Below are 26,173 nucleotides of genomic sequence, written 5' to 3'. Positions count from 1 at the left end.
CGGCCGCAGCAGGCTTTCGAAGAAGCCAGTTGTCTGCCGCAGCGCCATCCCGAACAGCACCTTCATCAAGAGGCACGTCTGTATGGCGGCGTCGCTGTAGCTCTGCTGGCGGCCACGCCTGCCAGTTGGTGCGGCCTCCCAGCTCATCTCGGGATCGAACCAGATCGTCAGCGATCCGCGGCGCTTGAGCGCTTCATTGTAGGCTGGCCAGTTCCTGGTCTTGTAGGTTGGAGGTGTGGGTCTGCTCATGGATTCCAGCTACCACGCTGGATTCATGAGATGAATCCCACAAGGGATTTGTGCAACAGAGCCCCACTTGAGGAAGACTTCAGTGGCAATCAACACATCGGGAAATTGGTCGGAGCGAGAGGATTCGAACCTCCGACCCCCTGCTCCCGAAGCAGGTGCGCTACCAGGCTGCGCTACGCTCCGACCGTGGGTGGGCAGGTAGCGTGGGTGGGCGGGAAATGCAAGCCCTCTTAGTCGCGGGGTTGCCATAATCTTTGCAGCAACGTGGTTTTGGGGGCGGTGACGGTCTCGGCGCGCAGTCGCGAGGCGGTGACCGGGCGGTTGGTCGAGTTGCCGCCGCTTTTCTCGCGCCAGACGATATAGATGCCCGAGGCGATGATGACGGACGCCCCGATCAGCGTGGGCAGGTCGAGGGTTTCGCCGAACAGCACCCAGCCATATCCGGTGGCCCACAGGATCTGCGAATATTGCATCGGGGCGACGATGGCGGCTTCGCCCGCGCGGTAGGCCTGGATCAGCAGGAACCCGGCCAGCAGTCCGAAGGCGGCGATGACGCCCGTGAGGGCCAGATGCTGAAGCTGCATCGGGCGATAGTCCAGCCCCAGCGAGGCTCCGGTCAGCACGAAATTGCCCAGCATCGGCCACATCAGCAGGACCAGAGGCCGTTCCGAGCGGCCCAGCTTGCGGACGATCACGGCGGCGGTCGCGCTGCCGACGGCGCCGATCAGGGCGGCCAGATGGCCAATTTCCAACGAGCGGGCGCCGGGACGCAGCACGATCAGCACGCCCAGCAGGCCCGCGATGACGGCCATCCAGCGGTGGATGCCGACCTTTTCGCCAAGGATCGGGATGGACAGGATCGTCACCAGCAATGGGGCGGCGAAAAGGATCGCATAGACCTGCGCCAGTGGCAGGCTGGAGAATGCGTAGAAGCCGCCGATCCCGGCCAGGATGCCGCAGGCGGTGCGCAGTGCGACCCAGCCGGGATGGGCCGGGCGCAACGTACCGTGGGTCGGGTCGCGCATCAGCACCATCGACACCAGCGGGAAGGACATCAGCGACGAGAAGAACAGGATCTGAAGCGGTGGATAGCTTGCCCCCAGCGTCTTGATGATGACGTCATGGGTCGCATAAAGGCCCATCGCCAGCAGCGCCAAAAAAGCCCCCTTGATATTGTCGCCACCCATGCCGTTCCCCTGATCCGTCATGCGGCAAGGTCTGGATTCGCAGCGGGGAAAGTCAAGGGCCGCAGCCCGGCGCACGAAGATCGCGCGCCGGTTGTGGCGAATATATCAGGCGGACAGGGCCGCGATGATCCGGTCGCCCATGTCCGAGGTCGACACCGGGGTGCCGCCTTCGGGGCCCATCAGGTCGGCGGTGCGCACGCCGTCGGCCAGAACCTGCTCGACCGCGCGTTCCAGCTCGGCTGCGGCGTCGCCCTGATCGAAGGAATAGCGCAGCGCCATCGCAAAGCTGAGGATGCAGGCGATCGGATTGGCCTTGCCCTGACCGGCGATGTCGGGCGCGCTGCCGTGCACGGGTTCGTACAGCGCCTTGGGGCGGCCATTGGCCATCGGCGCGCCAAGGCTGGCCGAGGGCAGCATGCCAAGGCTGCCGGTCAGCATCGCGGCGGCGTCCGACAGCACATCGCCGAACAGGTTGTCGGTCACGATCACGTCGAACTGGCGCGGGTTGCGGACCAGCTGCATCGCGCCGTTGTCGGCATACATGTGCGACAGCTCGACCTCGGGATATTCGTTGTCATGGACCCACTGGACCTCTTCGCGCCACAGGATGCCCGATTCCATCACATTGGCCTTTTCCATCGAGCAGACCTTGTTGCCGCGACGCTTGGCCAGTTCAAAGGCCGAGCGCGCGACGCGGCGGATCTCGCCGCTGGTATAGCGCTGGGTGTTGATGCCGACGCGGCCACCTTCGTTGTCGGGGTTGTTGTCATCGGCATGGATGCCGCGCGGTTCGCCGAAATAGACCCCCGAGGTCAGTTCGCGGACGATCAGGATGTCCAGCCCCGCGACCACGTCGCGCTTGAGGCTGCTGAAATCGGCCAGCGCGTCAAAGCACTGGGCCGGACGCAGATTGGCGAACAGGTCCATTTCCTTGCGCAGGCGCAGCAGGCCGCGTTCGGGTTTCAGGCTGAAATCCAGATCGTCGTATTTCGGTCCGCCCACGGCGCCCAGCAGCACCGCATCGACCTGTTGGGCCTTGGCCATGGTTTCATCCGCCAAAGGCTTGCCATAGCGGTCATAGGCCGCGCCGCCCACATCGTCATGGCTGACCGTGAAGCTCATGCCGCGATTGGTCTGGAACCAGTCGATCACCTTCGTGACCTCGGCCATGACTTCGGGGCCAATGCCGTCGCCGGGAAGGATAAGAAGCGAATATGGGGCGGTCATCTGCGATCCTCCTGATGTGCCATCGCGGGTTAGACCCCACCCGTCCCGCGGTCAAGATCGCGCCACCGCGGCAGGGGCGGGCGGGGGCGGGGCTATCGGAAGGGCGGCGGCTTGGTTATGGTGCCGGGCATCGCGACGCGGGTTCCCCGCAACGGCCGGAGGATCCCATGGCACAGACACCGCTGGTAATCGCGCCGAACCTCAAACGCAGGCTGTCGGGGGTGACGGCGACGGTGGTGCGGCTGGTGCCGGTACAAGCACGCAGCATCGACATTCGCGCGACAGGGCCGGGCCTTCCGCCCGAGGTGCCGCATGTGCCGCTGTGGCGCATGGCGGTGCTGCCGCGCGACCGCTGGCGGGTCTGGCATGCGCGGCGCAATACCGAAATGGCGCTGGGTCTGGTCCTGCGCCGGGTGCTGGGCCGGAAATTCCGGCTGCTGTTCACCTCTGCCTCGCAGCGCAGGCACAGCGGTTATACGCGATGGCTGATTGCACGGATGGATCGGGTCGTGGCGACCTCGGCCAAGGGCGCGGCCTATCTGGAACGGCCCGCCGATGTGATCCACCACGGTATCGACACCGCCGGATTCGCCCCGCCACCGGATCGCGCGGCCTTGCGGGGCAATCTGGGACTGCCCGCGGATCAGGTGCTGGTCGGGTGCTATGGCCGGATCCGCGAACAGAAGGGCACGGGCGATTTCGTGCGGGCGATGATGGATCTGCTGCCGGACCGGCCGCAGGTCACCGCGCTGGTCATGGGGCGGGCCACCGAAAAGCACCGCGCCTATCTGGCCGATCTTCACGCGCAGGTGCGGGCGGCGGGGCTGGGCGACCGCATCCTGTTCCTGCCCGAGGTCACCGTGGATCGCATGGCCGATTGGTATGGCGCGCTGGATCTGTATGTCGCCCCGCAACGCTGGGAGGGGTTCGGCCTGACCGTGCTTGAGGCGATGTCATGCGGCGTGCCGGTCGTCGCCACCCGCGTCGGCGCGTTCGAGGAATTGCTGACACCTGCCACCGGCAGCCTGATCCCGCCAGACGATCCCACCGCGATACGCAATGCGATTGCGCAATGGCTGGATGATGATGCGGCGCGCCTGCTTGCGGCGCGGGCCGCCCGCGATCATGCCGTCACCCATCACGACATCAAGGTCGAGGCGCAGGCGCTGATCGACGTGTATCGCGAGATGCTGGCATGAACCGCGCCGGGTTTCTGATTGCACGCAGCCTGCGTCGGGAACAGCCGCTGACACAGTTGTCGGTGCCGCAGGGGAACCTGCTGGCGGGGCTGTCGGGGCGGCGGGTCGCGCTGATCGGCAATGCGCGGGCGCTGGCGAATGCCCGTCACGGCGCGGCAATCGACAGTGCCGATCTGGTGGTTCGGATCAATCGCGCCCCGATGCCGGACCCGGCCAGCCATGGGCGGCGGACCGATTGGCTTGCACTGGCCGTGCGTCTGTCCGATGCCGACCGCGCCCGCATCGCGGCGGGGCGCATCCTGTGGATGTCGCCCAAACGCAAGCGGCTGGATTGGCGCAGCGCTACCAGCCCCGGCTTCTACCTGCATCCGCTGGCCGATTATCACGCCTTGCGCGACAGGCTGGCCGCGCCGCCCACAACGGGGGCGATGCTGATCGACCTGCTGCTGCGATCCGATCTGTCACGGCTGACCCTTTACGGGTTCGACTTTTTTGCCAGTCAAAGTCTGTCGGGCAGCCGCAGCGCCGATCAGGTCCCCCATGATTTCAGCGCCGAGGCGGGCTGGGTGCAGGATCTGACCCGACGCGACCCAAGGCTGACCGTCATCCCGACATGAGCAGCGACGACCTGACCGATGCCGGCCCGTTCGGGGATGCCGACCGTGCCGCCGTCTATCGCGCGATCCGGACCCGGCGCGATGTCCGCAGCCAGTTCACCGCCCGCCCTGTGGCTGAGGACCTGTTGCGGCGGCTGTTGCAGGCGGCCCATCACGCGCCCTCGGTCGGGTTCATGCAGCCCTGGGATTTCATCGTCATCCGCAGCCCCGATGTGCGCGCCCGGATCAAGGCCGCGTTCGACCGGGCCAATGCCGAGGCCAGAGAGATGTTCCCAAAGGAACGCCGCCGCCTGTATTCCGATCTGAAACTGGAAGGCATCGCGCAGGCACCGGTCAACCTGTGCGTGACCTGCGACCGCAGCCGGGGCGGCAAGGTGGTGCTGGGCCGGACGCAGAACATGGACATGGATCTGTATTCAACAGTCTGCGCCGTTCAGAACCTGTGGCTGGCCGCGCGGGCCGAGGGGGTCGGCGTCGGCTGGGTCAGCATCTTTCACGACAGCGATCTGCGCCGCATCCTGCGTCTGCCCGACCATGTGGTGCCCGTGGCCTATCTGTGCCTGGGCCATGTCGATCAGCTGTGGGCGCAGCCCGAATTGCAGAGGCGCGGCTGGGCTAGGCGTCTGCCGCTGGATGACCTGATCCATGAAGATGGCTGGGAACCGGGGCCGGGGCGCGCGGATTAGGCCCACAGCGCCGCCCCTTCCATCCTTGCCCCCGGTGCGCTACACGCGGTCAACCGCAGAAAACAGGAGTCCCCAATGGGCTACAAAGTCGTTGTTGCGGGCGCCACGGGTAATGTGGGCCGCGAAATGCTGAACATCCTGGACGAGCGCCAGTTCCCGGTCGATGAGATCGCGGTCCTTGCCTCGCGCCGGTCGCAGGGCACCGAAGTCAGCTTTGGTGACAAGACCCTGAAAATCCAGGACATCGACCAGTTCGACTTTACCGGTTGGGACATGGCACTGTTCGCCATCGGCTCGGACGCGACCAAGAAATACGCGCCCGTCGCCGCCAAGGCCGGCTGCGTGGTCATCGATAACAGCTCGCTCTATCGCTATGACCCCGATATCCCGCTGATCGTCCCCGAGGTGAACCCGGAAGCCATCACCGGCTATTCGAAAAAGAACATCATTGCGAACCCCAACTGCTCGACCGCACAGATGGTCGTCGCGCTGAAGCCGCTGCATGACCGCGCCCGCATCAAGCGCGTCGTCGTCTCGACCTACCAGTCGGTGTCGGGTTCGGGCAAGGAAGGCATGGACGAGCTGTGGAACCAGACCAAGGGCATGTATGTGCCGGGTCAGGAGGTCGAGCCGTCGAAGTTCCAGAAGCAGATCGCCTTCAACGTGATTCCGCAGATCGACGTCTTCATGGAAGACGGCTCGACCAAGGAAGAATGGAAGATGGTCGCGGAAACGAAGAAGATCGTCGATGCCTCGATCAAGGTCACGGCGACCTGCGTGCGCGTTCCGGTCTTCGTCGGCCATTCGGAAGCCATCAATATCGAGTTCGAGGATTTCCTGGACGAGGACGAGGCCCGCGACATCCTGCGCGAGGCACCCGGCATCATGGTCGTCGACAAGCGCGAGCCCGGCGGCTACACGACCCCGGTCGAATGCGTGGGCGATTTCGCCACCTTCATCAGCCGCATCCGTCAGGACAGCACCATCGAGAACGGCCTGAACCTGTGGTGCGTCAGTGACAACCTGCGCAAGGGCGCGGCCCTGAACGCGGTTCAGATCGCGGAACTGTTGGGCAACCGGGTTCTGAAAAAGGGCTGATCTTGTTCGACTGGATCACCAGTTTTCTTGAGGGCGGCGGGGCATGGGCCATCGCCGCCCTCATGTTTCTGGAAAACGTCTTTCCGCCGATTCCGTCCGAACTGATCATGCCGCTGGCCGGGTTCAACGCGGCAAGCGGCGCGACCTCGCTTTGGTTGACGGTCTGCGCGGGCGCGGCGGGATCGCTGGCCGGGGCCTATCTGTGGTATCTGGTGGGGCTGATCTTCGGCGAGCGTCGCCTGCGCAAGCTGGTTCGGCGTCATGGCCGCTGGCTGACCATGACCCCGGCAGAACTTGACCGGGCGCAGGGCTGGTTCGACCGGCATGGCCGCAGCGTGGTGTTTTTCGGGCGTTTCGTGCCGACTGTCAGAACGCTGATTTCCGTGCCCGCCGGAATCGCGCGGATGTTTTTGCCGCGCTTTTTGCTGTTCTCGGGGCTGGGTACGGCGGTCTGGTGCGCCGCGTTGGCCGGGGCAGGCTATCTTCTGGGCGATGCATACGACCGGGTCTCGGCCTGGCTGAACCCGGTCTCGACCGCGGTGGTGGCCGCGCTGGTCGCGGCCTATCTGTGGCGCGTCCTCAGGTGGCAACCCGAGGACTGACCGGATCAGATCTGGTTCCAGACGCGGCCGGCATCCTCGGCCTGCCACAGTGTGCCTTCGCGGATGTCATGCAGCAGGCCATGCAGGCTCAGCGTGCCTGCCTCGACCGCCGATTTGACGAAGGGGAAGGTCATCAGGTTGCCGATCGAGACCATCACCGCCTCGCGTTCCAGCGCGCTGACCTGCTGGTCCTCGGGCAGGTCGCTGATGCGTTCATAGCCGGGACGCAGAATGTCCATCCAGCGACCGACGAAGCTGGATTTCTCTTCCAGTTCGGGGGCCTTGCCCGAACACATCGCATGGCACCCGGCAACGCCGCCGCAGCTGGTATGGCCGACGATGATCAGATGCGCGACCTTCAGCGCGGTCACCGCATATTCGACCGCGGCCGAGGTGCCGTGCTGCTGCCCGTCGGGCGCGTAGGGCGGGACAAGGTTGGCGATATTGCGGTGGATGAAGAATTCGCCCGTTTCGGCGCCGAAGATGCCGGTGACATGCACACGGCTGTCGCAGCAGGAAATCACCATCGCGCGCGGGCGCTGACCTTCATCGGACAGGCGGCGATACCAGGCGCTGTTCTCGGAATAGGTGGTGGCTTTCCAACCGTGATAGCGGCTGACCAGATATTGCGGAAGTGGGCGGACGTTATGCATGGCTGACCTCGCAGATTTGCCCGTCTTGATAGGCGGCAATTACACAAAATTCGAGAGGTTTTTGCAGGGCGGCCTAAAGCTTCCTTCATTCCTGTTCGCGATAGTCCCAATTCACGAATGAAGGATCGGAGGCAACTGGAATGGCACAGATCACGGCTTTGGCCGTATCAGAACCCGTGCGCGTGGATGCGCGTCGCGTCGGGGATATCGTCAATGAACTTGGCGAAAGTGCCGCACAGAATGTGATTGGACTGGCGCTGGAACAGCTGGCGCAGACGCTGACGACGGTGGACGATGCGCTGTCGCAGGGGGATATGGCGCAGGGAATTGCGCAGGCGGATGGGCTGGCACGGCTGGCTTGGCAGGTGGGGCTGGTCTCGCTTGCCGGGGTTGCGATGGATCTGGGGCACTGTCTTGAACGCAACGACATGGGCGCGGCTGCCGCAGTGCGGGCGCGGTTGATGCGGATCGGGAATCAGTCGCTGACCGCGATCTGGGACCGCAGCGAACTGGGCTGACAAAGGTTTGGTGATCAGGCTTGCCCTTGCAGGGGCGTGGGCAGCCTGTAGTCTGGCGCGACAATTACGGAGTGAGTCATGCGCCCCCAATTCGCCCCCGCCTCGAACGATGCCAAACCGCTTTGGCCGGTGCTGAAAGGGGCTGCGATCCCCGCCGGCGCAAATGCGGGCGACTGGCCCACCGCCTGCGGTTTCAGTGGGAAATCCGGGGACATCTGCCTGTTGCCTGACGGCAAGGGCGGCGTCGCGGGCGCGTTGCTGGGCTTGGGTGGGCCCACCGACCACGCACGCGAACGGTTCCAGTTCGCGGCCGGAAAGGCGCTGCCCAGGGGTGACTGGTATCTGGCGGATCTGCCCGCGGGCTTCGATCCCGATCAGATCGCGCTGGGCTGGCTGCTGGGTCAGTACCGCTTTACCCGCTACAAGGGCGAGGCGGCCGACGGCCCGCGCCTGGTCTGTCCCGAGGGCGTTGACGCCGCCCGGATCGAGGCGATTGCCGCGGGCGAATTCCTGACCCGCGATCTGATCAACACACCCGCCAGCGATATGGGTCCGGATCAACTGGAACAGGTGGCCCGCGATCTGGCGCAAGAGATCGTTGCCAGCATCAGCGTGACGACGGGCGAGGCATTGCTTGCGGCGAATTTTCCGCTGATCCATGCCGTCGGGCGCGCCGCCGAACAGGCCCCCCGCCTGATCGACATGCGGTTGGGCGATCATGGGCCGATGCTGACGCTGGTGGGCAAGGGCGTCTGTTTCGACACCGGCGGTCTGGACATCAAGCCGCCCTCCTCCATGGGACTGATGAAAAAGGACATGGGCGGGGCGGCGACGGTGCTGGGTCTTGTGCGGATGCTGGCGGGCACCGGCGCGGCGCAGGGGGTCCGTTTGCGGGTGCTGATCCCGGCGGTGGAAAACAGCATTGCCGGCAACGCCTTTCGCCCCGGCGATGTGCTGACCAGCCGTAAGGGCCTGACGGTCGAGGTCAACAATACCGATGCCGAAGGGCGGCTGGTCCTGGCCGATGCGCTGACCTTCGCGGCCGAGGAATCGCCCGATCTGACCCTGTCCTTCGCGACGCTGACCGGTGCCGCGCGCGTGGCTCTGGGGCCGGACGTGCCGCCCTTCTATTGCGATGACGACGCGACCGCGACCGCGATCCAGGCGGCGGCCATGGCCGTGGGCGATCCACTGTGGCGAATGCCGTTCTGGGCCCCCTATGACAAGCTGATCGAACCGCAGATCGCCGATCTGGACAACGCCCCCTCGGGCGGAATGGCGGGCTCTATCACGGCTGCGCTGTTCCTGCGCCGCTTTGCCGAAGGTGCGGGGCGCTATGTGCATCTGGATATCTACGGCTGGCAGCCATCCGCCGCGCCGGGTCGTCCCAAGGGCGGGGTCGGACAAGGGGCGCGGGCGGTTCTGGCCGCACTTCCGCAGGTGCTGTCGTGACGCTGGATCGCCGTCTGACCCCGGCCACCGCGCGTGTCGCGCTGGCGTCTCTGCGCGGCGTGATCGACCGCCCGGACTATATCGATGGCACGCCCGCGCGTCTGGCCGTGCCGCTGGCCGATCTGCTGAAAGCGCCCGACGGCGCCCGCGACCGTCAGCTGAATTTCGGCGCCGACGTGACCATCATTGATGAGGATCGGGGCTGGGTCTTCGTGCAGGCAGCTGCCGATTCCTACTGCGGCTGGTTGCGCCCCGAGGTGCTGACCCAGGATCGCCCGCCCATAACCCATCGCGTGACGGCCCCGGCGACCCATCGCTATCCCGGACCGAACATGAAGCTGCCTGAACTGGACAGCCTGTCCATCGGCGCGCGGCTTTCCGTTTCGGGGATCGAGGGCGGTTTCGCGCGCCTGCTGACCGGGGGCTGCGTCCCGCTGCAACATATCGGCGACACCGCGGCCCCCGATCCGGTCGCGGTCGCCGAAAGCCTGCTGGGCACGCCCTATCTGTGGGGGGGAAACAGCCGGGCCGGGATCGATTGCTCGGGCCTTGCCCAGATCGCGCTGTCGGAATGCGGTATTGCCTGCCCGGGCGACAGCGATCTGCAGGAAAAGGCGTTTCCCGCCGCCGATCAGATCCAGCGCGGCGATCTTCTGTTCTGGCCGGGTCATGTCGCGATCGCGGCGTCGCCACAGGTCATGGTCCACGCGACTGCCTGGAAAATGGCGGTCATCCATGAACCGATCGCCGACGCCATCGCCCGAATCGATGCGGCGGGCGACGGACCTTTTCTGGGCATCCGCCGCCCCGGCTGAGGCTATCTTCTGTGCCCAAATATCCGCGGGGAAATCCACGCAGCGCGTGGATTGGGGCGGCAGCCCCTACAGGTTGAAGACACGCTCGGGCTGGACCGTGCCGCCCTGATAGCGGCCAATGCAGATCGGTCCGCTTGCGTCGCTGACCCAGACCAGATCGCCCCATTCGGCGCTGCCGGTCACCTGACCGGGATTGCCATTGCGGATCCGGACCGCGCCCTCGGGCGTGGCGCGCAGCATCGGCAGATCGGTCAGCGCCGATTCCAGTGGCAAAAGCTGTTCCTCGACCCAGCTCTGGGTGTCGCGGTCGATGCGATCGAAGGCAACGCCATCCTCGACATCGAAGGGGCCGGACCAGACACGGCGCAGATGCGCGACATGGCCCAGGCAGCCCAGTTCGCGCCCCAGATCCCGCGCGATGGATCGGACGTAGCCGCCCTTGCCGCAAACCAGTTCCAGCCGCGCGGTCCCGGCATCGCTGTCCAGCAGGGTCAGGCTTTCGACCCAAAGCGGGCGGGCGGCCAGATCCAGCTCTTCGCCCTCGCGGGCCAGGTCATAGGCCCGTTCGCCATCGACCTTCACCGCCGAAAAGGCGGGCGGCACCTGCATGATGTCGCCGACGAAACCGGGCAGCGCGGCCGTGATCTGTTCCGCGGTCGGGCGGGCATCGCTGCGCCGCAGCACATCGCCCGAAGCGTCGTCGGTCGTGGTTTCCGCACCCCAGGTGATCGTGAAATCATAGCATTTCAGCGCATCGGTGATGGTGGCGACGGTTTTCGTGGCTTCGCCAAGAGCGACGGCCAGAACTCCGGTCGCATCCGGGTCCAGCGTCCCGGCATGTCCGGCCTTCTTGGCGTCCAGCGCCCACCGGACCTTGTTGACCACCGAGGTCGAGGTGATGCCGGCCGGCTTGTCCACGATCAGCCAGCCCGAAATGTCGCGGCCCTTCTTGCGTCCCATGGAACCCCCTTGGACTTGAAAGGCGGCCAGATAGCCAGCGGCCGCGCTCTGGTCAACCCGGCTGCGCAACCAGGCCGATCATCGGCCCCATCGAGCGGCCGAAATCGGCGCGGTTCAGGCCCGGCGCATAAAGCCTGCTGATCGAGCCGTCGAAATACAACGCATCGCGCACGCCCAGCCCATCGCGGAACAGCCGCCCGAATTCGTGGAAAGTCACTGGCCTATTCGAGATGGCGAACCACGCGGTCTGCCCGTCGGGCGACACACCCACGCCATTGCGGATATAGCGGCTGTCGCTGTCGACCAGAAAGCGCGGATGCAGCGCGCCGTCGATCACCAGCATCGGCCCCGATTGGGTGGCCAGGCGGCAATCGGGCGCAGTTTTGGCATAGGCGCGACTTTCGATCACCTGAAACGCCCGCGCACCGCCGGTGCAGAAGACGCCGTTGGGCAGCATGCCGAAATTCCCCTCGCCCGCATGCGGGTTCAGCGGGGCAAGTTCCTGCCCGTCGATGACCAGAAGGCCGACGGGGCGGTAATCGGGGTGGAACATGCCCGCATTCATGGCGAAAGACAGGTCCTGCCCGGCGGGCAGCGACTTGCGGACATTGTTGAAGCTGTTCAGCGGCGCGCCGTCCTGATCGTATTGCCACAGCTGCAGGTCGGGTTCCTGCGCGGCCTCGACCTGACAGACGATATAGCCCTGACCGTCATGGTCCATGCGGCTGCAACCTTCCGAGGCTGCGGGCAGGCCCATGGCAAAGACCATGCCGATGGCAACGCCCAGCTGGCGTTGCAGCTCAAGCATCGTCGCGATCATCATCCGCTTCGTCGTCGGGGGTTTCGACATCGCGGCGCACGCGTTCATCGGCGAACATGCGGCGGGTGTCATCCATGCGGTCGAAGGTCTCGTCCAGCTGAAAGCGCAGCTGCGGCGCGTATTTCAGCGTCAGGCCCTTGGCGACCAGATGGCGCAGCTCGGACGAGTTGCGGCGCAGCGCGGCCAGCGCATCCTCGGCCCCTTCGCCCCCCAGGGGCAGAACATAGGCCGTCGCCACCTTCAGGTCGGGCGAGGTGCGCACTTCGCCCACCGTGATCGAGTGGCGGTTGAGGTCAGGGTCATGCACATCCCCGCGCAACAGCACGTCGGATAGGGTGCGGCGGATCAGCTCGCCCACGCGCAGCTGTCGCTGCGACGGTCCCGAGCCATGTGAAAAACGGTTCTGTGCCATATGCTCCGATGTAGGGGGTCGCAGCGCGGGCCGCAACGGGATAAGAGGCGGTAACGAACGGGGGTGACGCATGAGTGACGTCGAACAGACCGCAACCGGGGATCTGCCGGGCATTGTCGTGACGGGGGCATCGGGCCGGATGGGCCAGATGCTGATCCGCCTGATCCTTGAAAGCGATCAGGCGCGACTGGTCGGCGCGCTGGAACGCACGGGCCATGACTGGATCGGGCGCGACATCGGCGAGGCGATGGGCGGCCAGCCCGCAGGTGTTCAGGTGACCGATGATGCGGTCAGCGCGATCGCGCGGGCGCAGGCGGTGATCGACTTCACCGCCCCCGCCGCCACGTTGGGTTTTGCCGAACTGACAGCGCAGGCGCGGGCGGTCCATGTCATCGGAACCACCGGCTTCGAGGATGCCGATCTGGCCCAGTTGGCTGCCGCCGGACGCCATGCCCCGATCATCCGCGCCGGCAACATGAGCCTGGGGGTCAACCTGCTGGTCGGGCTGACCCGCAAGGTCGCCGCCGCGCTGGGCGAGGATTGGGACATCGAGGTCGTCGAGGCGCATCATCGGCACAAGGTCGATGCCCCCTCGGGCACGGCGCTGATGCTGGGCGAGGCTGCCGCCGAGGGGCGCGGCGCCGCGCTGGCCGATCTGCGCACCCCGGCCCGCGAAGGCATCACCGGCGCCCGCGAGGCCGGCACCATCGGCTTTTCCGCCATCCGTGGCGGCGATGTGGTGGGCGAACATGACGTGATCTTCGCCACCGAGGGCGAACGTGTGGTGCTGCGCCATCTGGCCACTGACCGCGCCATCTTTGCCCGTGGTGCGATCCGCGCGGCCCTGTGGGGGCAGGACAAGGGCCCGGGCGAATACGACATGGCGGATGTTCTGGGCCTGAACTGATTCGCGTGGCCCTGCGGCTGCGCGGGGCCCGTTGCATCCATGAGTTGTGCGCTTATGTCCCGTCTCTGCCGATGGGGCTGTATTTTCCGTCAGGTTTCGCACGCGGAGACCTTGTCCGGCTTGCACAGGATCGCGGCATCGCCAATTGCATGATGATCGGCCCTTCGCGGCCAGCTTTTATGTTGTGCAAGGTTTATGACGATGAAAATTCTTAAGGTAATGTCCTTCGTGGCCATGCTGGCCCCCATCGGGGCCGCGGCCAATGCGGCGACCGTGGATGCCAATTATCAAGGCGTCTCGGGCGAGGCGCTGACCATTTACAACGGCGTCAAATCCAACCCCGGCAATCAGCGTGTCATCGCGGGCGAGTTTTCGTTCTCGTCCACCGCGCTGGGCAATTTTGCCGCCTATTGCGTCGATCTGGCGACCAGCCTGATCACCAATTCGACGACGACGGTGAACTATACCGTCAAGGAAAACATGTTCAGCGCCAACACGATCAGCAATGTTCAGCGTCTGTTCGACGCGAACTATGCCGAGGTGGATACCAAGGCCGAGCGCGCCTCGTTCCAGCTTGCGCTGTGGGAAATGCTGTATGACACGGATCTCACCGACAACAATTTCGCCTATGTCAGCGGTGGCTCGACCGGTGTGTGGGATCGTGCCGACAGCTATCTGGCCGCCGCGGGCGATTATACCGGCCGCAAGCTGTGGAACCTGACCTTCCTTGGCGATGCCGATCCGCGTTCGCAGGGCGTCGTGACCATGACCGAAGTGGCCCCGGTGCCGCTGCCGGCGGCTGGCCTGCTGCTGCTGGGTGGTCTGGGTGGCCTTGGCGTGATCGCACGTCGCCGCAAATCGGCGGCCTGATCGCACGCTGATCCAAAAGGTTTTCGCGCGGGTGCCATCGGTGCCCGCGCGTTGATTCCGGGCCATGACCTGTCGCGGCGCATTTGCACTGCCCGCCGCAACGGCTAGAAGCAGGGCATGACCACCGCGCATCTGATCACCGATGAAACCACCACGGCCGCGCTTGCCCGGCTGATGGCCGCCATTCTGCGCCCCGGCCAGACCGTTCTGCTGGACGGTCCCGTCGGCGCGGGCAAGACGCATTTCGCGCGGGCCTTCATCCGCGCAAGGCAGGGCGATCAGGCCGAGGACGTGCCAAGCCCGACCTTCACGCTGGTCCAGACTTACGACGATCCGACCGGGACCGAGATCTGGCACGCCGATCTGTATCGCCTGACCGATCCGTCCGAACTGGACGAACTGGGCCTGGACGAGGCTCAGGAAAGCGCCATCTGCCTGATCGAGTGGCCCGACCGGTTGGAACGGATGCCCGAAGGCGCGATCACCCTGTCGATTGCCCCTTGCGACGATCCGGCGCTGCGCGACATCACCCTGATCGGTCCGGGTGCCGAACGCATTGCCCGGATGGCGCGGTTCCTGTGGGATGCAGGCCGCATCGAGGCCACGGTCGCGCCGCTGGCGGGCGATGCCTCGGCCCGGCGATTCCTGCGGCTGGGCGGGGCGGGCGGTCCCGCCGTGGTGATGGATGATCCGGCTGGTGACTGTCGCCAGTTCCTGCGGGTCACGCAGTGGCTGCGCGATGGCGGTTTCGGCGCGCCGAAGGTGTTGGCGCAGGATCTGCAGGCAGGATTCCTTCTGGTGCAGGATCTGGGCGACGATCTGGTGGCGCGGGTGATTGCCCGCGACCCGTCGCTGACCGCGCCGATCTACCAGCGCATCACCGATTTTCTGGTTGCGCTGCATCAATGCCCGGTTCCGGATTTCGTGCCCGCGCTGGATGGGCCCGAACTGGCCCGGCAGGTCGGGCTGTTTGACGATTTCTACCCGCAGGCCGTCGGCCATGATCGCGCGGCATCGGCGCAGATCGCCCAGACCGTCGCGGCGCTGCATCTGCGCTTGGCCGCCGATGTCGCGCCGGTTCTAGCCCTGCGCGATTTCCATGCCGAGAACCTGATCTGGCAGGGCGCGGCGCCCCTGGGTCTGGTCGATTATCAGGACGCGGTGGCCTGTCATCCGGCCTATGACCTGGTCTCGGCGTTGCAGGATGCGCGGCGCGATGTGGATGCGGATCTGGAACGGGCCTGCATCGACCGCTATCTGGCAGCGACCGGTCTGCCTGCCGATGGGTTCCGCGCGGCCTATGCGCTGCTGGGCGCGCAGCGCAACCTGCGCATTCTGGGGATTTTCGTGCGGCTGTGCATCCGCGACGGCAAGCCGCGCTATCTGGATTTCATGCCGCGCGTCTGGGCGCTGTTGCAGCGCGATCTGGCGCATCCGGCGCTGCGGCCGCTGGCCGATCTGCTGCGCGACATGCCCGCACCCACCCCCGAGACGATCGAAAGGATCCGCCGCCAATGCGCCCATTGATGATCTTTGCCGCCGGTCTGGGCACGCGGATGCGGCCGCTGACGAATGATCGGCCCAAACCCTTGGTGCAGGTGGCGGGACAGACGCTGCTGGACCGGGCGCTGGATCTGGGCCGCGCTGCAGGCTGTGCGCCGATTGCCGTCAACACGCATTATCTGGGCCACCAGATCCGCGACCATCTGGCTGGGCAGGATGTCGCCATCAGCGACGAGCCGCAGGTGATTCTGGACACCGGTGGCGGCCTGCGTCAGGCGATGCCCCTGCTGGGACCGGGACCGGTGATGACGCTGAACCCCGATGTCGTCTGGACCGGTCCGAACCCGTTGGCCGCGCTGCAGGATGCGTGGCGCGACGATATGGATGCCCTGCTGGCGCTGGTGCCGCTGTCGCGCGCCGTGGCGCGGCTGGGTGCGGGCGATTTCGCCATGGACGCGCAGGGCCGGATCAGCCGTCAGGGCGATTATGTCTATGCCGGTGCACAGATCATCCGGCCCGAGCTGCTGGCGGATATCCCCGATCAGGTCTTTTCGCTGAACCGGCTGTGGGATCTGATGATTGCCAGGGGCCGCGCCTTTGGCATGGTCCATCCGGGCGGCTGGTGCGATGTGGGCCGCCCCGAGGCAATCGAACTGGCGCAGGGGATGCTGGCCGATGCCCGTGTTTGACGGCGGGCTTTACGCGCTGCCGCCCGGTGTCGATTTCGCGCAGGAATTCGTGGCGGGCTTCTTGCAGCGGATGCAGGGGCAGGCGCCCGATCTGATTGCGCGGACCACGATCTATGCGAATTCGGGCCGCACGCTGACCGCGATGAAGGAGGCGTTCGACCGTCACGGGCCGCTGCTGCTGCCCCGGATGCGGGTGGTGACCGATCTGGGCGCGGGCAATGCCCTGCGGCGTGGCGCCTTGGTGGCCCCGCTGGCGCGGCGTCTGGAACTGGCGCATCTGATCAACCAGCTGTTGAAGCGCAGGCCCGATCTGGCGGCGGGTCATTCCGTGCCCGCGCTGGCGCATTCGCTGGCCGATCTGATGACCGAAATGCAGACCGAGGGCCGCGGCCCCGAGGCGCTGGAAGCCATCGATACCGGTGACCATGCCCGGCATTGGCAGAACGCGCTGGCGTTTCTGCGCATCGCAGCCGAATTTCACCTGACCGGCGACATCAGCGACCGCGCCGCCCGTCAACGGGCCGAGGCCGAGGATGCCGTGACCGCCTGGGCCGAAGGCCGCGAACTGCCCGATGCGCCGATCATCGTCGCGGGCTCTACCGGGTCGCATGGCGCGACGCGGATGTTCATGCAGGCGGTGGCCGGGTTGCCGCAGGGGGCGGTGGTGCTGCCCGGTTTCGACTGGGATCAGCCGCAGCCGATCTGGGACGGACTGGAGCGGGCCGAGGATCACCCGCAGGCCCGCTATGCCCCCCTGATCGCGGCGGCCGGCGCTCCGCGCCGCTGGTCCGATGTCGCGGCCCCCGCGCCTGAACGCAACGCGCTGGTGTCGCTGGCGCTGCGGCCCGCGCCGGTGACCGATCAGTGGATCGCCGAGGGGCCGGCCCTGGCGCCGCTGATCCCGGCGACCGAAGGCCTGACCCTGATCGAGGCCGATCAGCCCGGCGCCGAGGCCGAGGCCATCGCCCTGATCATGCGCAAGGCGGCCGAGGATCGGCAGCCAATCACCCTGATCGCGGCGGATAGCGGGCTGATCCGGCGGGTGAACGCGGCGTTGGACCGCTGGCATCTGCGGCCCGATGACAGCGCGGGGCGTCCCTTGCCCCTGACCGCGCCGGGCCTGTTCCTGCGTCAGATCGCGGGCCTGTTCGGCCAGCCGCTGACCATTGATCGCCTGCTGATCCTGTTGAAACACCCGCTGACCTGCACCGGATCGGGGCTGATCGCCAGTCGCGATGCCCGGTTGCAGGCGCGCGAACTGGAATTGCGACTGCGGGCGCGTGGCCCCGCATTCCCCGATGGTGACGCCTTGCGCGACTGGGCCAGCAAGGGCAACGAGACGCGCAAGCTTTGGGCTGATTGGGTCGCGGCGGTTCTGGACAGGTTCGCGCATTTTGCCGAGGATCGCGGCGCACGGCCCTTGCCGGACCGGCTGACCGATCTGCTGGCCATGGCCGAGGCGTTGGCCGCAGGCCCTTCGGGGGATGCCGAGGCATCGGAATTGTGGCGGGAAAAGCCCGGTCGCATGACCCGTGCCGTGCTGGACCATCTGCGCGACCATGCCGCCAGCGGTCCGGCAATGACACCGGGCGATTTCGCGGCGCTGCTGCTGGATGAACTGAATGCGCAGGCCATTCGCGGCGATGTCGAGATCCACCCGCTGCTGAAGATCCGCGGCCCGCGCGAGGCGCGGATCGCGGGGGATGAAACGCTGATCCTGTCGGGCCTGAACGAGGGCGGTTGGCCGCGTGCCCTGTCGCCCGACCCTTGGCTGTCGCGGCAGATGCGGGCACAGGCGGGGCTGACCTCGCCCGAGCGTCTGATCGGGCTGGCGGCGCATGATTTCCAGCAGGCGATCGGGGCAAAGCGCGTCTTTCTGACCCGCGCCAAGCGCGATGCCGAAGCCGAAACCATCCCCTCGCGCTGGTTGAACCGTCTGGTCAACCTGATGGCGGGTCTGCCGGATCGCGACGGTCCCGCCGCATTGGCGAATATGCGCGAACGCGGGCGGCACTGGCTGGATCTGGCGGGGCAGTTGTCGCGGCCGCGGGCCCCGGTTCCGGCGGCGACGCGGCCCGCGCCGATCCCGCCCGCGCCGGCCTTCGGTGAATTGCCGGTCACCGATATCTCGTTGCTGATCCGCGACCCCTATGCGGTCTATGCCAAGCGCGTTCTGGGTCTGCGCCCGCTGAACCCGCTGCGCCCGCAGCCCGATGCCGCGCTGCGCGGCCAGACCCTGCACAGCATTGTCGAGCGGCTTTTGAAATCGCGCCCTTCGGCCACCACGCCGCCGCAGGCCTTGCGCGATGAATTCCTGCGCATCACGACCGAGGTGCTGGCCGAACAGGTGCCCTGGCCCTCGGCGCGGGTGTTCTGGCAGGCGCGGATGGCCGGGATCGCGGATCGCATCGTGGCGGATGAACTGGCACGCCTGGCCGAGGGCAGCCCCCAGATCGTCGAAGAGCGCGGCGCGGTCAGTGTCGCCGGGCTGGATTTCCGCCTGACCGCGAAACCCGACCGCATCGACCTGCTGCATGACGGGCGGGCGATGATCTATGACTACAAATCCGGCAAGCCCCCCAGCGACAGCCAGATCGCCAGCTTTGACAAGCAGTTGGTGCTGGAGGCCGCGATGGTCCGGCGAGGCGGGTTCCACAGCCTTGGCCCCATAGATGTCGCGGGCATCCGCTATATCCAGTTGGGCGGCGACGGCGCGACCAGCGACCGGGAATTTTCATCGCTTCTGGAAGGGCAGAACTGGGACGGCTTCGTGCGGCTGATCACCGGCTATCTGCAGGGGCAGATGGGTTTTACGGCCATGCGGGCACCCGAAAAGGTCAGCTACGCGGGCGATTTCGAACATCTGGCGCGGTTTGGCGAATGGTCGCTGGCCGATATGCCGGACCCGCAGAAGGTCGGCGATCATGGATGACGCAACCCGCAATCAGATCGAGGCCGCGCATCCCGCCCGCTCGACCTGGCTGACGGCGAATGCCGGGTCGGGCAAGACACGGGTGCTGACCGACCGGGTGGCGCGGCTGTTGCTGGCTGGCACCTCGCCCGAGCGGATCCTGTGCCTGACCTATACCAAGGCCGCCGCGACCGAGATGCAGAACCGCTTGCTGAAGCGTCTGGGCGAATGGGCCATGCTGCCGCAGGATCAGCTGCGCGCGGAACTGTCGCGTCTGGGCGAGGGCGGCGAGCCTGATCTTCCCGAGGCTCGGCGCCTGTTCGCCCGCGCGATCGAGACACCGGGCGGGCTGAAGGTTCAGACGATCCACAGCTTTTGCGCGGCATTGCTGCGTCGTTTTCCGCTGGAAGCCGGTGTGCCGATGGGCTTCGTGGAGCTGGATGACCGCACCGGTCGCGCCCTGCGGGCCGAGATCGTCGAGGAAATGGCCGAACAGGGCGATCCGGTCATGCGCGATCTGGTGGCACTGCATGGCGGCGACAATCTGGACGGGTTCCTGGCCGGTCTCAGCGAGGCCGATTTTGCCCCCGCCCCCGATGCGGACGCGATCTGGCGCGGGCTGGGCCTGCCGCCGGGTCTGGATCAGGACGGTCTGCTGGCGCAGGTGTTTGACGGCGGCGAGGGTGATCTGTTCGACGCGCTGTTGCCGCTGTTGGGCAAGGGGGGCGCCAATGACGTCAAACTGGCCGACAAGCTGCGCGGCGGTCGCTGGCGCGATCCCGGCATGGCCGAGCTGACGATCCTGATCGGCGCCCTGCTGACCGGTGCCAAGACCAAGGTGCCGTTTTCGGCCAAGATCGGCAGCCTGCCGGGCAAGCCGCTGCGCGAAGGCCCCTGCGCCCCCTTCATGGAGGAACTTGAGGCCCTGATGCAGCGGGTCGAGGATGCGCGGCCCCTGGCGCTTGCGCTGGGGCTGGCGGAAAAGACGCTGGCGCTGCATCGCTTTGGCCATGCCTTCGTTCAGCGCATGGCGATCCGCAAGGCGGCCCATGGCTGGCTGGATTTCGACGACCTGATCCACCGGACCGCGCGGCTTTTGCGCGAATCCAGCATGGCGCAATGGGTGCTGTGGCGGCTGGATGGCGGGATCGACCACATCCTTGTCGATGAGGCGCAGGATACCAGCCCCGACCAATGGCGGGTGATCCGCAGCCTGACCGATGAATTCACCAGCGGCGCCGGTGCGCAGGACCGGACCCGGACCCTGTTCGTCGTCGGGGATCCCAAACAGTCGATCTATTCCTTTCAGGGCGCCGACATCGCCGTGTTCGAGGCGATGCGCGACCGTTTCGACCAGGATTTCGAAGCCGTCGCACAGCCGATGCAGCGGCGCGGGCTTGCGCATTCCTTCCGCTCGTCCCCGGCGGTGCTGTCGCTGGTCGATGCGGTCTTTCAGGGCGATGCGGCCGAGGGGCTGGGCGATCCGCCGAACCATATCGCCTTTCGCGACGGTCTGCCGGGGCGGGTCGATATCTGGCCGCCTCTGCCCGAACCGGAAAAGCCGGAAGAGGGTGACTGGACGCAGCCCGTCGATGCGCCTGCCGAAAATGCGGCGGACACGGTGCTGGCGCGGGCTGTCGCGGGCCAGATCAGGGCGATCATCGGTACGCCGTTCCTGGATCCCAAAAGCAACCAGGTTCGCGCCATCGGCCCCGGCGATATCCAGATCCTGGTTCAGCGCCGCGCCCGCCTGTTCGAAGATCTGCTGCGCGAATGCAAGGCGGCGGGCCTGCCGGTGGCGGGGGCCGACCGGCTGAAACTGGCGGCCGAACTGGCGGTGCGCGATATCGTCGCCACGCTGTCGGTCATTGCCACGCCCGAGGATGATCTGTCGCTGGCTGCCGCGCTGCGCTCGCCCTTGTTCGGGCTGACCGAGGATGATCTGTATCGGCTTTCCGCCGGGCGTGGCCGTCAATACCTGACCCAGCGCCTGCGCGAGTCCGGGCATGATCGCGCGCGCGAAATTCTGGCTGATCTGATGGATCAGGCGGATTTCCTGCGCCCCTATGATCTGATCTCGCGCCTGCTGACCCGGCATGGCGGGCGGGCCGCGCTGCTGGCGCGGCTGGGGGCCGAGGCCGAGGACGGGATCGACGAGTTGATGTCGCAGGCATTGGCCTATGAGGTGGTCGAGACACCTTCGCTGACCGGGTTTCTGGTCTGGCTGTCCGGCGATGATGTGCAGGTCAAGCGCCAACTGCCCGGCGGCGCGGGCGGGCTGATCCGGATCATGACGGTGCATGGCTCGAAAGGGTTGGAAAGCCCGGTCGTGATCATGCCCGAAACCAAGAAGCGCAGGCCCGACAATCGCGCCCGGACCGTGCGCATCGACGACCGCCCGATCTGGCGCGGCAGTGCCGAGCAACGCCCCGAGATCGTCGCCGAAGCGGTCGAGGAACAGGCCCGCAAACAGGCCGAGGAAAGCCGGCGACTGCTGTATGTGGCGATGACCCGTGCCGAAAGCTGGCTGATCGTGGCGGCGGCTGGCGAGACCGGGACCGGGCTGGACAGTTGGCACAGCATTATCGTCGAGGGGGCGGGCCGCGCCGCGTTGCCCCGTAGCGAGGTCGAGATCGAGGGCGTGGGTACCGCGCTGCGCCTGTCCTATGGCGACTGGCCCACCGATGAGGTCGAGGCCCGCGTCGTCACGGCGAATAAGGTCGATCTGCCCGACTGGACCGCGCAGCTGGCCCCGCCCGCGCCCGAACGCAGCCGCCCCGTCGCCGCGACATCCCTGGGCGGTGCAAAGGTCGTCGGCGGTCCTGTCGCGGATGCCGATCCCGAGGCCGCGATGCTGCGCGGCACCAGGCTGCACCTGCTGTTGGAACATCTGCCGGGGGTGTCGCGCGACCAATGGCCCGATCTGGCCCGCGCGGCGCTGTCGGGGGGCGAGGGTGGCTTGCCCGATGCCGTCGAACTGGCCGATCTGCTGGCCGAGGCGTCCGAGGTGATCGATGCGCCCGATCTGTCGCAGGTCATGGACCCGCCAGCGGGCGCAGTTGTCCTGCGCGAGGTGGAACTGACCGCGCCATTGCCGGGTCTGGGGACGCTGCATGGCACCATCGACCGGCTGATCGTCACCGATGCCGAGGTTCTGGCCGTCGATTACAAGTCGAATTCGGTCGTGCCGACCGCGCCAGACGACACGCCCGAGGGGATCCTGCGCCAGATGGCGGCCTATCGCGCGGCCCTGCGCCAGATCTATCCGGACCGGCCGCTGCGCTGTGCGGTTCTGTGGACCGCCACCCGGACGCTGATGGATCTGCCCGATCCGCTGCTGGACCGCGCCTTGCCCGCCCTTGACCCGAACGCGTCGGGTTCATAGCTGTTGGTGAACGAATTTGCGAAGGTGGCACAGGCCACCAGTGCCCCAAGGAGAAAACAGCATGGCAACCGTCCACGTGAATGACGCCGAATTCGACGCCGAAGTCCGTCAGGCCGACACCCCCGTGATCGTCGATTTCTGGGCCGAGTGGTGTGGCCCGTGCAAGCAGATCGGCCCGGCTCTGGAAGAGCTGTCGGACGAATATGCCGGCAAGCTGAAGATCGTGAAGGTCAATGTCGACGAGAACCCCGAACAGGCAGCGGCCCTGGGCGTGCGTGGCATCCCGGCACTGTTCATGTTCAAGGGCGGCGAGGTCGTGTCGAACCGCATGGGTGCGGCACCGAAAGCCGCGCTGAAAAGCTGGATCGACGAGTCGGTCTAAGACTGCGCCATGGTGATTGGGCCGTCCCGTTTCGGGGCGGCTTTTTTCATGTCCGGATCACACCGGCCAGCCGCCATCGCGCATGGCCGCCAGCAGATGCTCGTCGGCGTCCGGGGCCATCATGTCCAGACTTTGGCATGTCAGAAACCAGTGCAGGTAGCCCGCGAAATCCGGCTGGTGTGACATGGCCTGCCCGATGGCCCGTTCGGCGCCCAGATCCGCCGCCTTCAGCGCGATGTGGTGAAAGTCGGATTGCGCGAAAAGCACCGCAGGCTTGCCCAGAATGAACCCGTCAAAGGCCACCGCGCTGTTCTGGGTGACGACAAAGGCGCAATCGGGCAAAAGCTGCGCGCTGTTTCCGCCGATGGTCAGGTTCGGATATCGGGCAGCAAGCGCGGCAAGGGCCTTGTCGTCCTGCTCATCAAGGGTTTCCTTCGGGTGCAGCGTCGCGATGGTGGGGCGCCCGGTTTGCGCGGCCTGTTCCAGCATGTCGATCGGGCTTGCGACCTGAAAGGATCGGGTCTGCCGCAGCCGCCCCTGCAATGGCACCAGAATGTGATCGCCACGAGACGGGGTGATATCGCCAAGCACGCGGCGGCGCAGGCGAAGCGCGAAATCATCGGCCTGTCGGCGCGGCACCAAGGCCGGGTCGAACGCCGCCCGCGCCACCGGCCAGCGCCAGCGTTGGGCCTGCCGTTCCAGACGCCAGAACGGATAGTGATAGGCCAGCCGGAATGTCAGGGCGCGATCATGGGTGGGCTGTTCCATGTGATAAAGCGCATAGCCCGGCTGATCGGCGGCCTGCGCTCGTGGGCGATCACCCGACCACCGGATCCGGACCTGCCAGTCCCGATCCGTCAGCAGCCGCGTCAAGCGATTGAGAAAGCCCGACTTTCCCGCCCGCGCCATGTGCAGCATCGGTGGGTAGAGATAGATGTTCAGGATCCGCGGCTGGCTCATGTCGGGCAGGCTAGGCCGCGCGTCAAAGCGGCGCAACGGGTTGCGCTGCGCGGGTGGCAACCATATCTGACCCGAAACGACGGAGGCCCTTATGGCGGAAGAAAAGTTTCCCGGTTGGCATGGCACGACGATCCTTGCCGTGCGCCGCGGAGGTAAGGTTGTGGTCGCAGGCGACGGGCAGGTCAGCGTCGGCCCGACGGTGATGAAGGGCAGTGCGCGCAAGGTGCGGCGGCTGTCGCCCGGTGGCCGTGACGTGGTCGTCGGGTTCGCCGGTTCGACCGCCGATGCCTTTACCCTGCTGGAGCGGCTGGAGAAAAAGCTGGAGGCTGCACCAGGTCAGTTGCAGCGCGCCTGCGTCGAGCTGGCCAAGGATTGGCGCACCGACAAATATCTGCGCAATCTGGAAGCGATGCTGATCGTCACCGATGGCGATCAGGTCTATGTCGTGACCGGTGCGGGCGATGTTCTGGAACCCGAACATGATGTCGCCGCCATCGGCTCGGGCGGGAATTTCGCGCTGGCGGCGGCCCGCGGCCTGCTGGCGACGGATCTGGATGCCGAGTCCGTGGCGCGCAAGGCCATGGCGATCGCTGCCGATATCTGCGTCTATACCAATGGCAATCTGACCGTCGAGACGCTGGACGGGTAGGGGGGGGGCGCCGCCCCCTGGCCCGTGCCGGGCCTTACCCCCGGGATATTTGAACACAGAAGATAGCCACCGAGGCACATCATGACCGACCTGACACCCCGTGCGATCGTTTCCGAGCTTGATCGCTTTATCATTGGCCAGAAAGAGGCCAAGCGCGCCGTGGCCGTGGCGCTGCGCAATCGTTGGCGGCGCAAGCAGCTGGGCGACGATCTGCGTGACGAGGTCTATCCCAAGAACATCCTGATGATCGGCCCGACCGGCGTCGGCAAGACCGAGATCAGCCGCCGTCTTGCCAAGCTGGCCAATGCGCCCTTCATCAAGGTCGAGGCGACGAAATTCACCGAGGTCGGCTATGTCGGTCGCGATGTCGAGCAGATCATCCGCGATCTGGTGGATGCTGCGGTGATCGACACCCGCGAGCGGATGCGCGACGAGGTGAAAGCGCGGGCGCATAAATCGGCCGAGGAGCGCGTGATCGAGGCGCTGGCGGGCGAGGGTGCGCGGGATGGGACGCGACAGATGTTCCGCGACAAGCTGAAGCGGGGCGAGCTGGACGACACCACGATCGAGCTGGAGCTGGTCGACAACTCGAACCCGCTGGGGGGCATGGATGTGCCCGGACAGCCCGGCGCCAGCCTGGGCGGGATGATGGATCTGTCGGGGCTGATGAAGGCCTTTGGCGGGCGCCGGGTGCGGCGCAAGGTGACGGTCGCCGAAAGCTATGAGCTGCTGATCGCGGAAGAGGCCGACAAGCTGCTGGATGACGACACCGTCAAGGCAGCCGCGCTGGAATCGGTTCAGGAAAACGGCATCGTCTTTGTCGACGAGATCGACAAGGTCTGTGCCCGCAGCGATGCCCGCGGCGGCGATGTCAGCCGCGAGGGGGTGCAGCGCGACCTGTTGCCTTTGATCGAGGGAACGACCGTCAGCACGAAATACGGTGCGGTCAAGACCGATCATATCCTGTTCATCGCGTCGGGGGCGTTTCATGTCGCGAAACCCAGCGACCTGCTGCCTGAATTGCAGGGGCGGCTGCCGATCCGTGTAGAGTTGCGCGCGCTGACCGAAGCCGATTTCATCCGCATCCTGACCGAAACCGACAACGCGTTGACCCGCCAGTACACCGCGCTGATGCAGACCGAGGGCGTGACGGTGAATTTCACCGAGGACGGTATCGTCGCGCTGGCGCGGATCGCGGCCGAGGTCAATGGCTCGGTCGAGAATATCGGGGCGCGGCGTCTGTATACCGTGATCGAGCGCGTCTTCGAGGAACTGTCCTTCGAGGCGCCCGATCAGGCTGGTCAGACGGTCAGTGTCGATGGCGAGTTCGTCGAGCGTCACATCGGCGATCTGTCACGGTCGGCGGACCTGTCGCGCTACGTGTTGTAAGGGAACCGATTGCCGCGCATCTTGTTGGGGGTC

25 protein-coding genes and 1 tRNA gene are annotated in these 26,173 nt (G+C 66.3%); 17 read left to right on the top strand and 9 right to left on the bottom strand.

The genetic code is table 11. The annotated features are described in order from the left end of the window. The 4 genes from BMX67_RS02280 to leuB form a co-directional block, all read right to left on the bottom strand. Positions 1-249 (bottom strand): transposase (locus BMX67_RS02280; protein WP_175479780.1); only part of this gene is annotated, 249 nt, incomplete at its 3' end. A gap of 106 nt (positions 250-355) precedes the next feature. Continuing rightward, positions 356-432: transfer RNA gene (locus tag BMX67_RS02275), tRNA-Pro, on the bottom strand. Between the two features lie 47 nt (positions 433-479). Next, entirely contained in the window at positions 480-1,457 is a 978-nt protein-coding gene (locus BMX67_RS02270; RefSeq protein ID WP_245739084.1) for a DMT family transporter, read from the bottom strand. A gap of 84 nt (positions 1,458-1,541) precedes the next feature. Next, the gene (gene leuB / locus BMX67_RS02265; RefSeq protein WP_090732163.1) at positions 1,542-2,663 is read right to left on the bottom strand and encodes a 3-isopropylmalate dehydrogenase; all 1,122 of its coding nucleotides are present in this window, start codon (positions 2,661-2,663) and stop codon (positions 1,542-1,544) included. 167 nt (positions 2,664-2,830) lie between these two features. On the opposite strand from leuB, the gene BMX67_RS02260 reads away from it, so the two are divergent. The 5 genes from BMX67_RS02260 to BMX67_RS02240 all read left to right on the top strand — a co-directional run bounded on the left by BMX67_RS02260 (position 2,831) and on the right by BMX67_RS02240 (position 6,865). After that, a complete protein-coding gene (locus tag BMX67_RS02260; RefSeq protein WP_090732161.1) occupies positions 2,831-3,862 on the top strand; it encodes a glycosyltransferase family 4 protein in 1,032 nt (343 codons plus the stop codon). Beyond that, on the top strand, positions 3,859-4,479 hold the full coding sequence (locus tag BMX67_RS02255) for a glycosyltransferase family 29 protein (protein ID WP_090732159.1): 621 nt from the start codon (positions 3,859-3,861) through the stop codon (positions 4,477-4,479). The genes BMX67_RS02260 and BMX67_RS02255 overlap by 4 nt, the downstream gene beginning before the upstream one ends. Further along, positions 4,476-5,165, top strand: a complete 690-nt coding sequence (gene bluB / locus BMX67_RS02250; RefSeq protein ID WP_090732158.1) for a 5,6-dimethylbenzimidazole synthase — start codon at positions 4,476-4,478, stop codon at positions 5,163-5,165. Before BMX67_RS02255 ends, bluB begins: the two co-directional genes overlap by 4 nt. Before the next feature lie 75 nt (positions 5,166-5,240). After that, entirely contained in the window at positions 5,241-6,263 is a 1,023-nt protein-coding gene (locus BMX67_RS02245; protein ID WP_090732156.1) for an aspartate-semialdehyde dehydrogenase, read from the top strand. Between the two features lie 2 nt (positions 6,264-6,265). Then, positions 6,266-6,865: a DedA family protein gene (locus tag BMX67_RS02240; protein ID WP_090732155.1), complete on the top strand. Its 600-nt coding sequence runs from the start codon at positions 6,266-6,268 to the stop codon at positions 6,863-6,865. Between the two features lie 5 nt (positions 6,866-6,870). On the opposite strand, the gene BMX67_RS02235 is transcribed toward BMX67_RS02240, so the two are convergent. Then, positions 6,871-7,518, bottom strand: coding sequence for a carbonic anhydrase (locus BMX67_RS02235; RefSeq protein ID WP_090732153.1), 648 nt, complete (start codon positions 7,516-7,518; stop codon positions 6,871-6,873). A gap of 140 nt (positions 7,519-7,658) precedes the next feature. Here BMX67_RS02235 and BMX67_RS02230 point away from each other — a divergent pair, with 140 nt between their 5' ends. From BMX67_RS02230 to BMX67_RS02220, 3 genes are all read left to right on the top strand, one after another. Beyond that, positions 7,659-8,036 (top strand): hypothetical protein, encoded by a 378-nt coding sequence (locus BMX67_RS02230; RefSeq protein ID WP_090732152.1) that lies wholly within the window; start codon positions 7,659-7,661, stop codon positions 8,034-8,036. 78 nt (positions 8,037-8,114) lie between these two features. Further along, entirely contained in the window at positions 8,115-9,488 is a 1,374-nt protein-coding gene (locus BMX67_RS02225) for a leucyl aminopeptidase family protein (RefSeq protein ID WP_090732150.1), read from the top strand. A 2-nt stretch (positions 9,489-9,490) separates the two neighbouring features. Beyond that, complete coding sequence (locus BMX67_RS02220; RefSeq protein WP_090732223.1) at positions 9,491-10,303, top strand: C40 family peptidase; 813 nt, start codon at positions 9,491-9,493, stop codon at positions 10,301-10,303. Between the two features lie 66 nt (positions 10,304-10,369). Here the strand turns inward: BMX67_RS02220 and truB are convergent, their stop codons facing one another. Genes truB through rbfA form a run of 3 tightly spaced genes read right to left on the bottom strand, consistent with a single transcriptional unit; the run spans position 10,370 to position 12,495 of the window. Further along, positions 10,370-11,263: a tRNA pseudouridine(55) synthase TruB gene (truB, locus tag BMX67_RS02215; RefSeq protein ID WP_090732149.1), complete on the bottom strand. Its 894-nt coding sequence runs from the start codon at positions 11,261-11,263 to the stop codon at positions 10,370-10,372. A 52-nt stretch (positions 11,264-11,315) separates the two neighbouring features. Continuing rightward, positions 11,316-12,071: a phosphodiester glycosidase family protein gene (locus BMX67_RS02210; protein WP_090732222.1), complete on the bottom strand. Its 756-nt coding sequence runs from the start codon at positions 12,069-12,071 to the stop codon at positions 11,316-11,318. After that, positions 12,064-12,495 (bottom strand): 30S ribosome-binding factor RbfA, encoded by a 432-nt coding sequence (gene rbfA, locus BMX67_RS02205; RefSeq protein ID WP_090732147.1) that lies wholly within the window; start codon positions 12,493-12,495, stop codon positions 12,064-12,066. Before rbfA ends, BMX67_RS02210 begins: the two co-directional genes overlap by 8 nt. 70 nt (positions 12,496-12,565) lie before the next feature. Here rbfA and dapB point away from each other — a divergent pair, with 70 nt between their 5' ends. From dapB to trxA, 7 genes are all read left to right on the top strand, one after another. Beyond that, positions 12,566-13,402: a 4-hydroxy-tetrahydrodipicolinate reductase gene (gene dapB, locus BMX67_RS02200; RefSeq protein ID WP_090732146.1), complete on the top strand. Its 837-nt coding sequence runs from the start codon at positions 12,566-12,568 to the stop codon at positions 13,400-13,402. 201 nt (positions 13,403-13,603) lie between these two features. After that, entirely contained in the window at positions 13,604-14,272 is a 669-nt protein-coding gene (locus BMX67_RS02195) for a VPLPA-CTERM sorting domain-containing protein (protein WP_139206433.1), read from the top strand. A gap of 117 nt (positions 14,273-14,389) precedes the next feature. Further along, positions 14,390-15,799, top strand: a complete 1,410-nt coding sequence (tsaE, locus tag BMX67_RS02190; protein WP_090732143.1) for a tRNA (adenosine(37)-N6)-threonylcarbamoyltransferase complex ATPase subunit type 1 TsaE — start codon at positions 14,390-14,392, stop codon at positions 15,797-15,799. Beyond that, positions 15,787-16,464, top strand: a complete 678-nt coding sequence (locus BMX67_RS02185; RefSeq protein ID WP_245739082.1) for a nucleotidyltransferase family protein — start codon at positions 15,787-15,789, stop codon at positions 16,462-16,464. Before tsaE ends, BMX67_RS02185 begins: the two co-directional genes overlap by 13 nt. Beyond that, complete coding sequence (addB, locus tag BMX67_RS02180) at positions 16,451-19,396, top strand: double-strand break repair protein AddB (protein ID WP_090732141.1); 2,946 nt, start codon at positions 16,451-16,453, stop codon at positions 19,394-19,396. The genes BMX67_RS02185 and addB overlap by 14 nt, the downstream gene beginning before the upstream one ends. Beyond that, entirely contained in the window at positions 19,389-22,760 is a 3,372-nt protein-coding gene (gene addA, locus BMX67_RS02175; RefSeq protein WP_175479779.1) for a double-strand break repair helicase AddA, read from the top strand. Before addB ends, addA begins: the two co-directional genes overlap by 8 nt. 61 nt (positions 22,761-22,821) lie before the next feature. Beyond that, on the top strand, positions 22,822-23,142 hold the full coding sequence (gene trxA / locus BMX67_RS02170) for a thioredoxin (protein ID WP_090732139.1): 321 nt from the start codon (positions 22,822-22,824) through the stop codon (positions 23,140-23,142). Between the two features lie 57 nt (positions 23,143-23,199). Here trxA and BMX67_RS02165 read toward each other — a convergent pair whose 3' ends face one another. Next, complete coding sequence (locus BMX67_RS02165; RefSeq protein ID WP_090732138.1) at positions 23,200-24,102, bottom strand: hypothetical protein; 903 nt, start codon at positions 24,100-24,102, stop codon at positions 23,200-23,202. Positions 24,103-24,193: 91 nt separating this feature from the next. On the opposite strand from BMX67_RS02165, the gene hslV reads away from it, so the two are divergent. Continuing rightward, entirely contained in the window at positions 24,194-24,751 is a 558-nt protein-coding gene (gene hslV, locus BMX67_RS02160; protein WP_090732136.1) for an ATP-dependent protease subunit HslV, read from the top strand. A gap of 81 nt (positions 24,752-24,832) precedes the next feature. Then, a complete protein-coding gene (gene hslU, locus BMX67_RS02155) occupies positions 24,833-26,140 on the top strand; it encodes an ATP-dependent protease ATPase subunit HslU (protein ID WP_090732134.1) in 1,308 nt (435 codons plus the stop codon). Positions 26,141-26,173 lie beyond the last annotated feature (33 nt).

It is taken from the genome of Paracoccus homiensis (assembly GCF_900111675.1).
In the GTDB taxonomy this organism is placed as follows: domain Bacteria; phylum Pseudomonadota; class Alphaproteobacteria; order Rhodobacterales; family Rhodobacteraceae; genus Paracoccus; species Paracoccus homiensis.
This window is presented reverse-complemented; position numbering and strand designations above follow the sequence as displayed.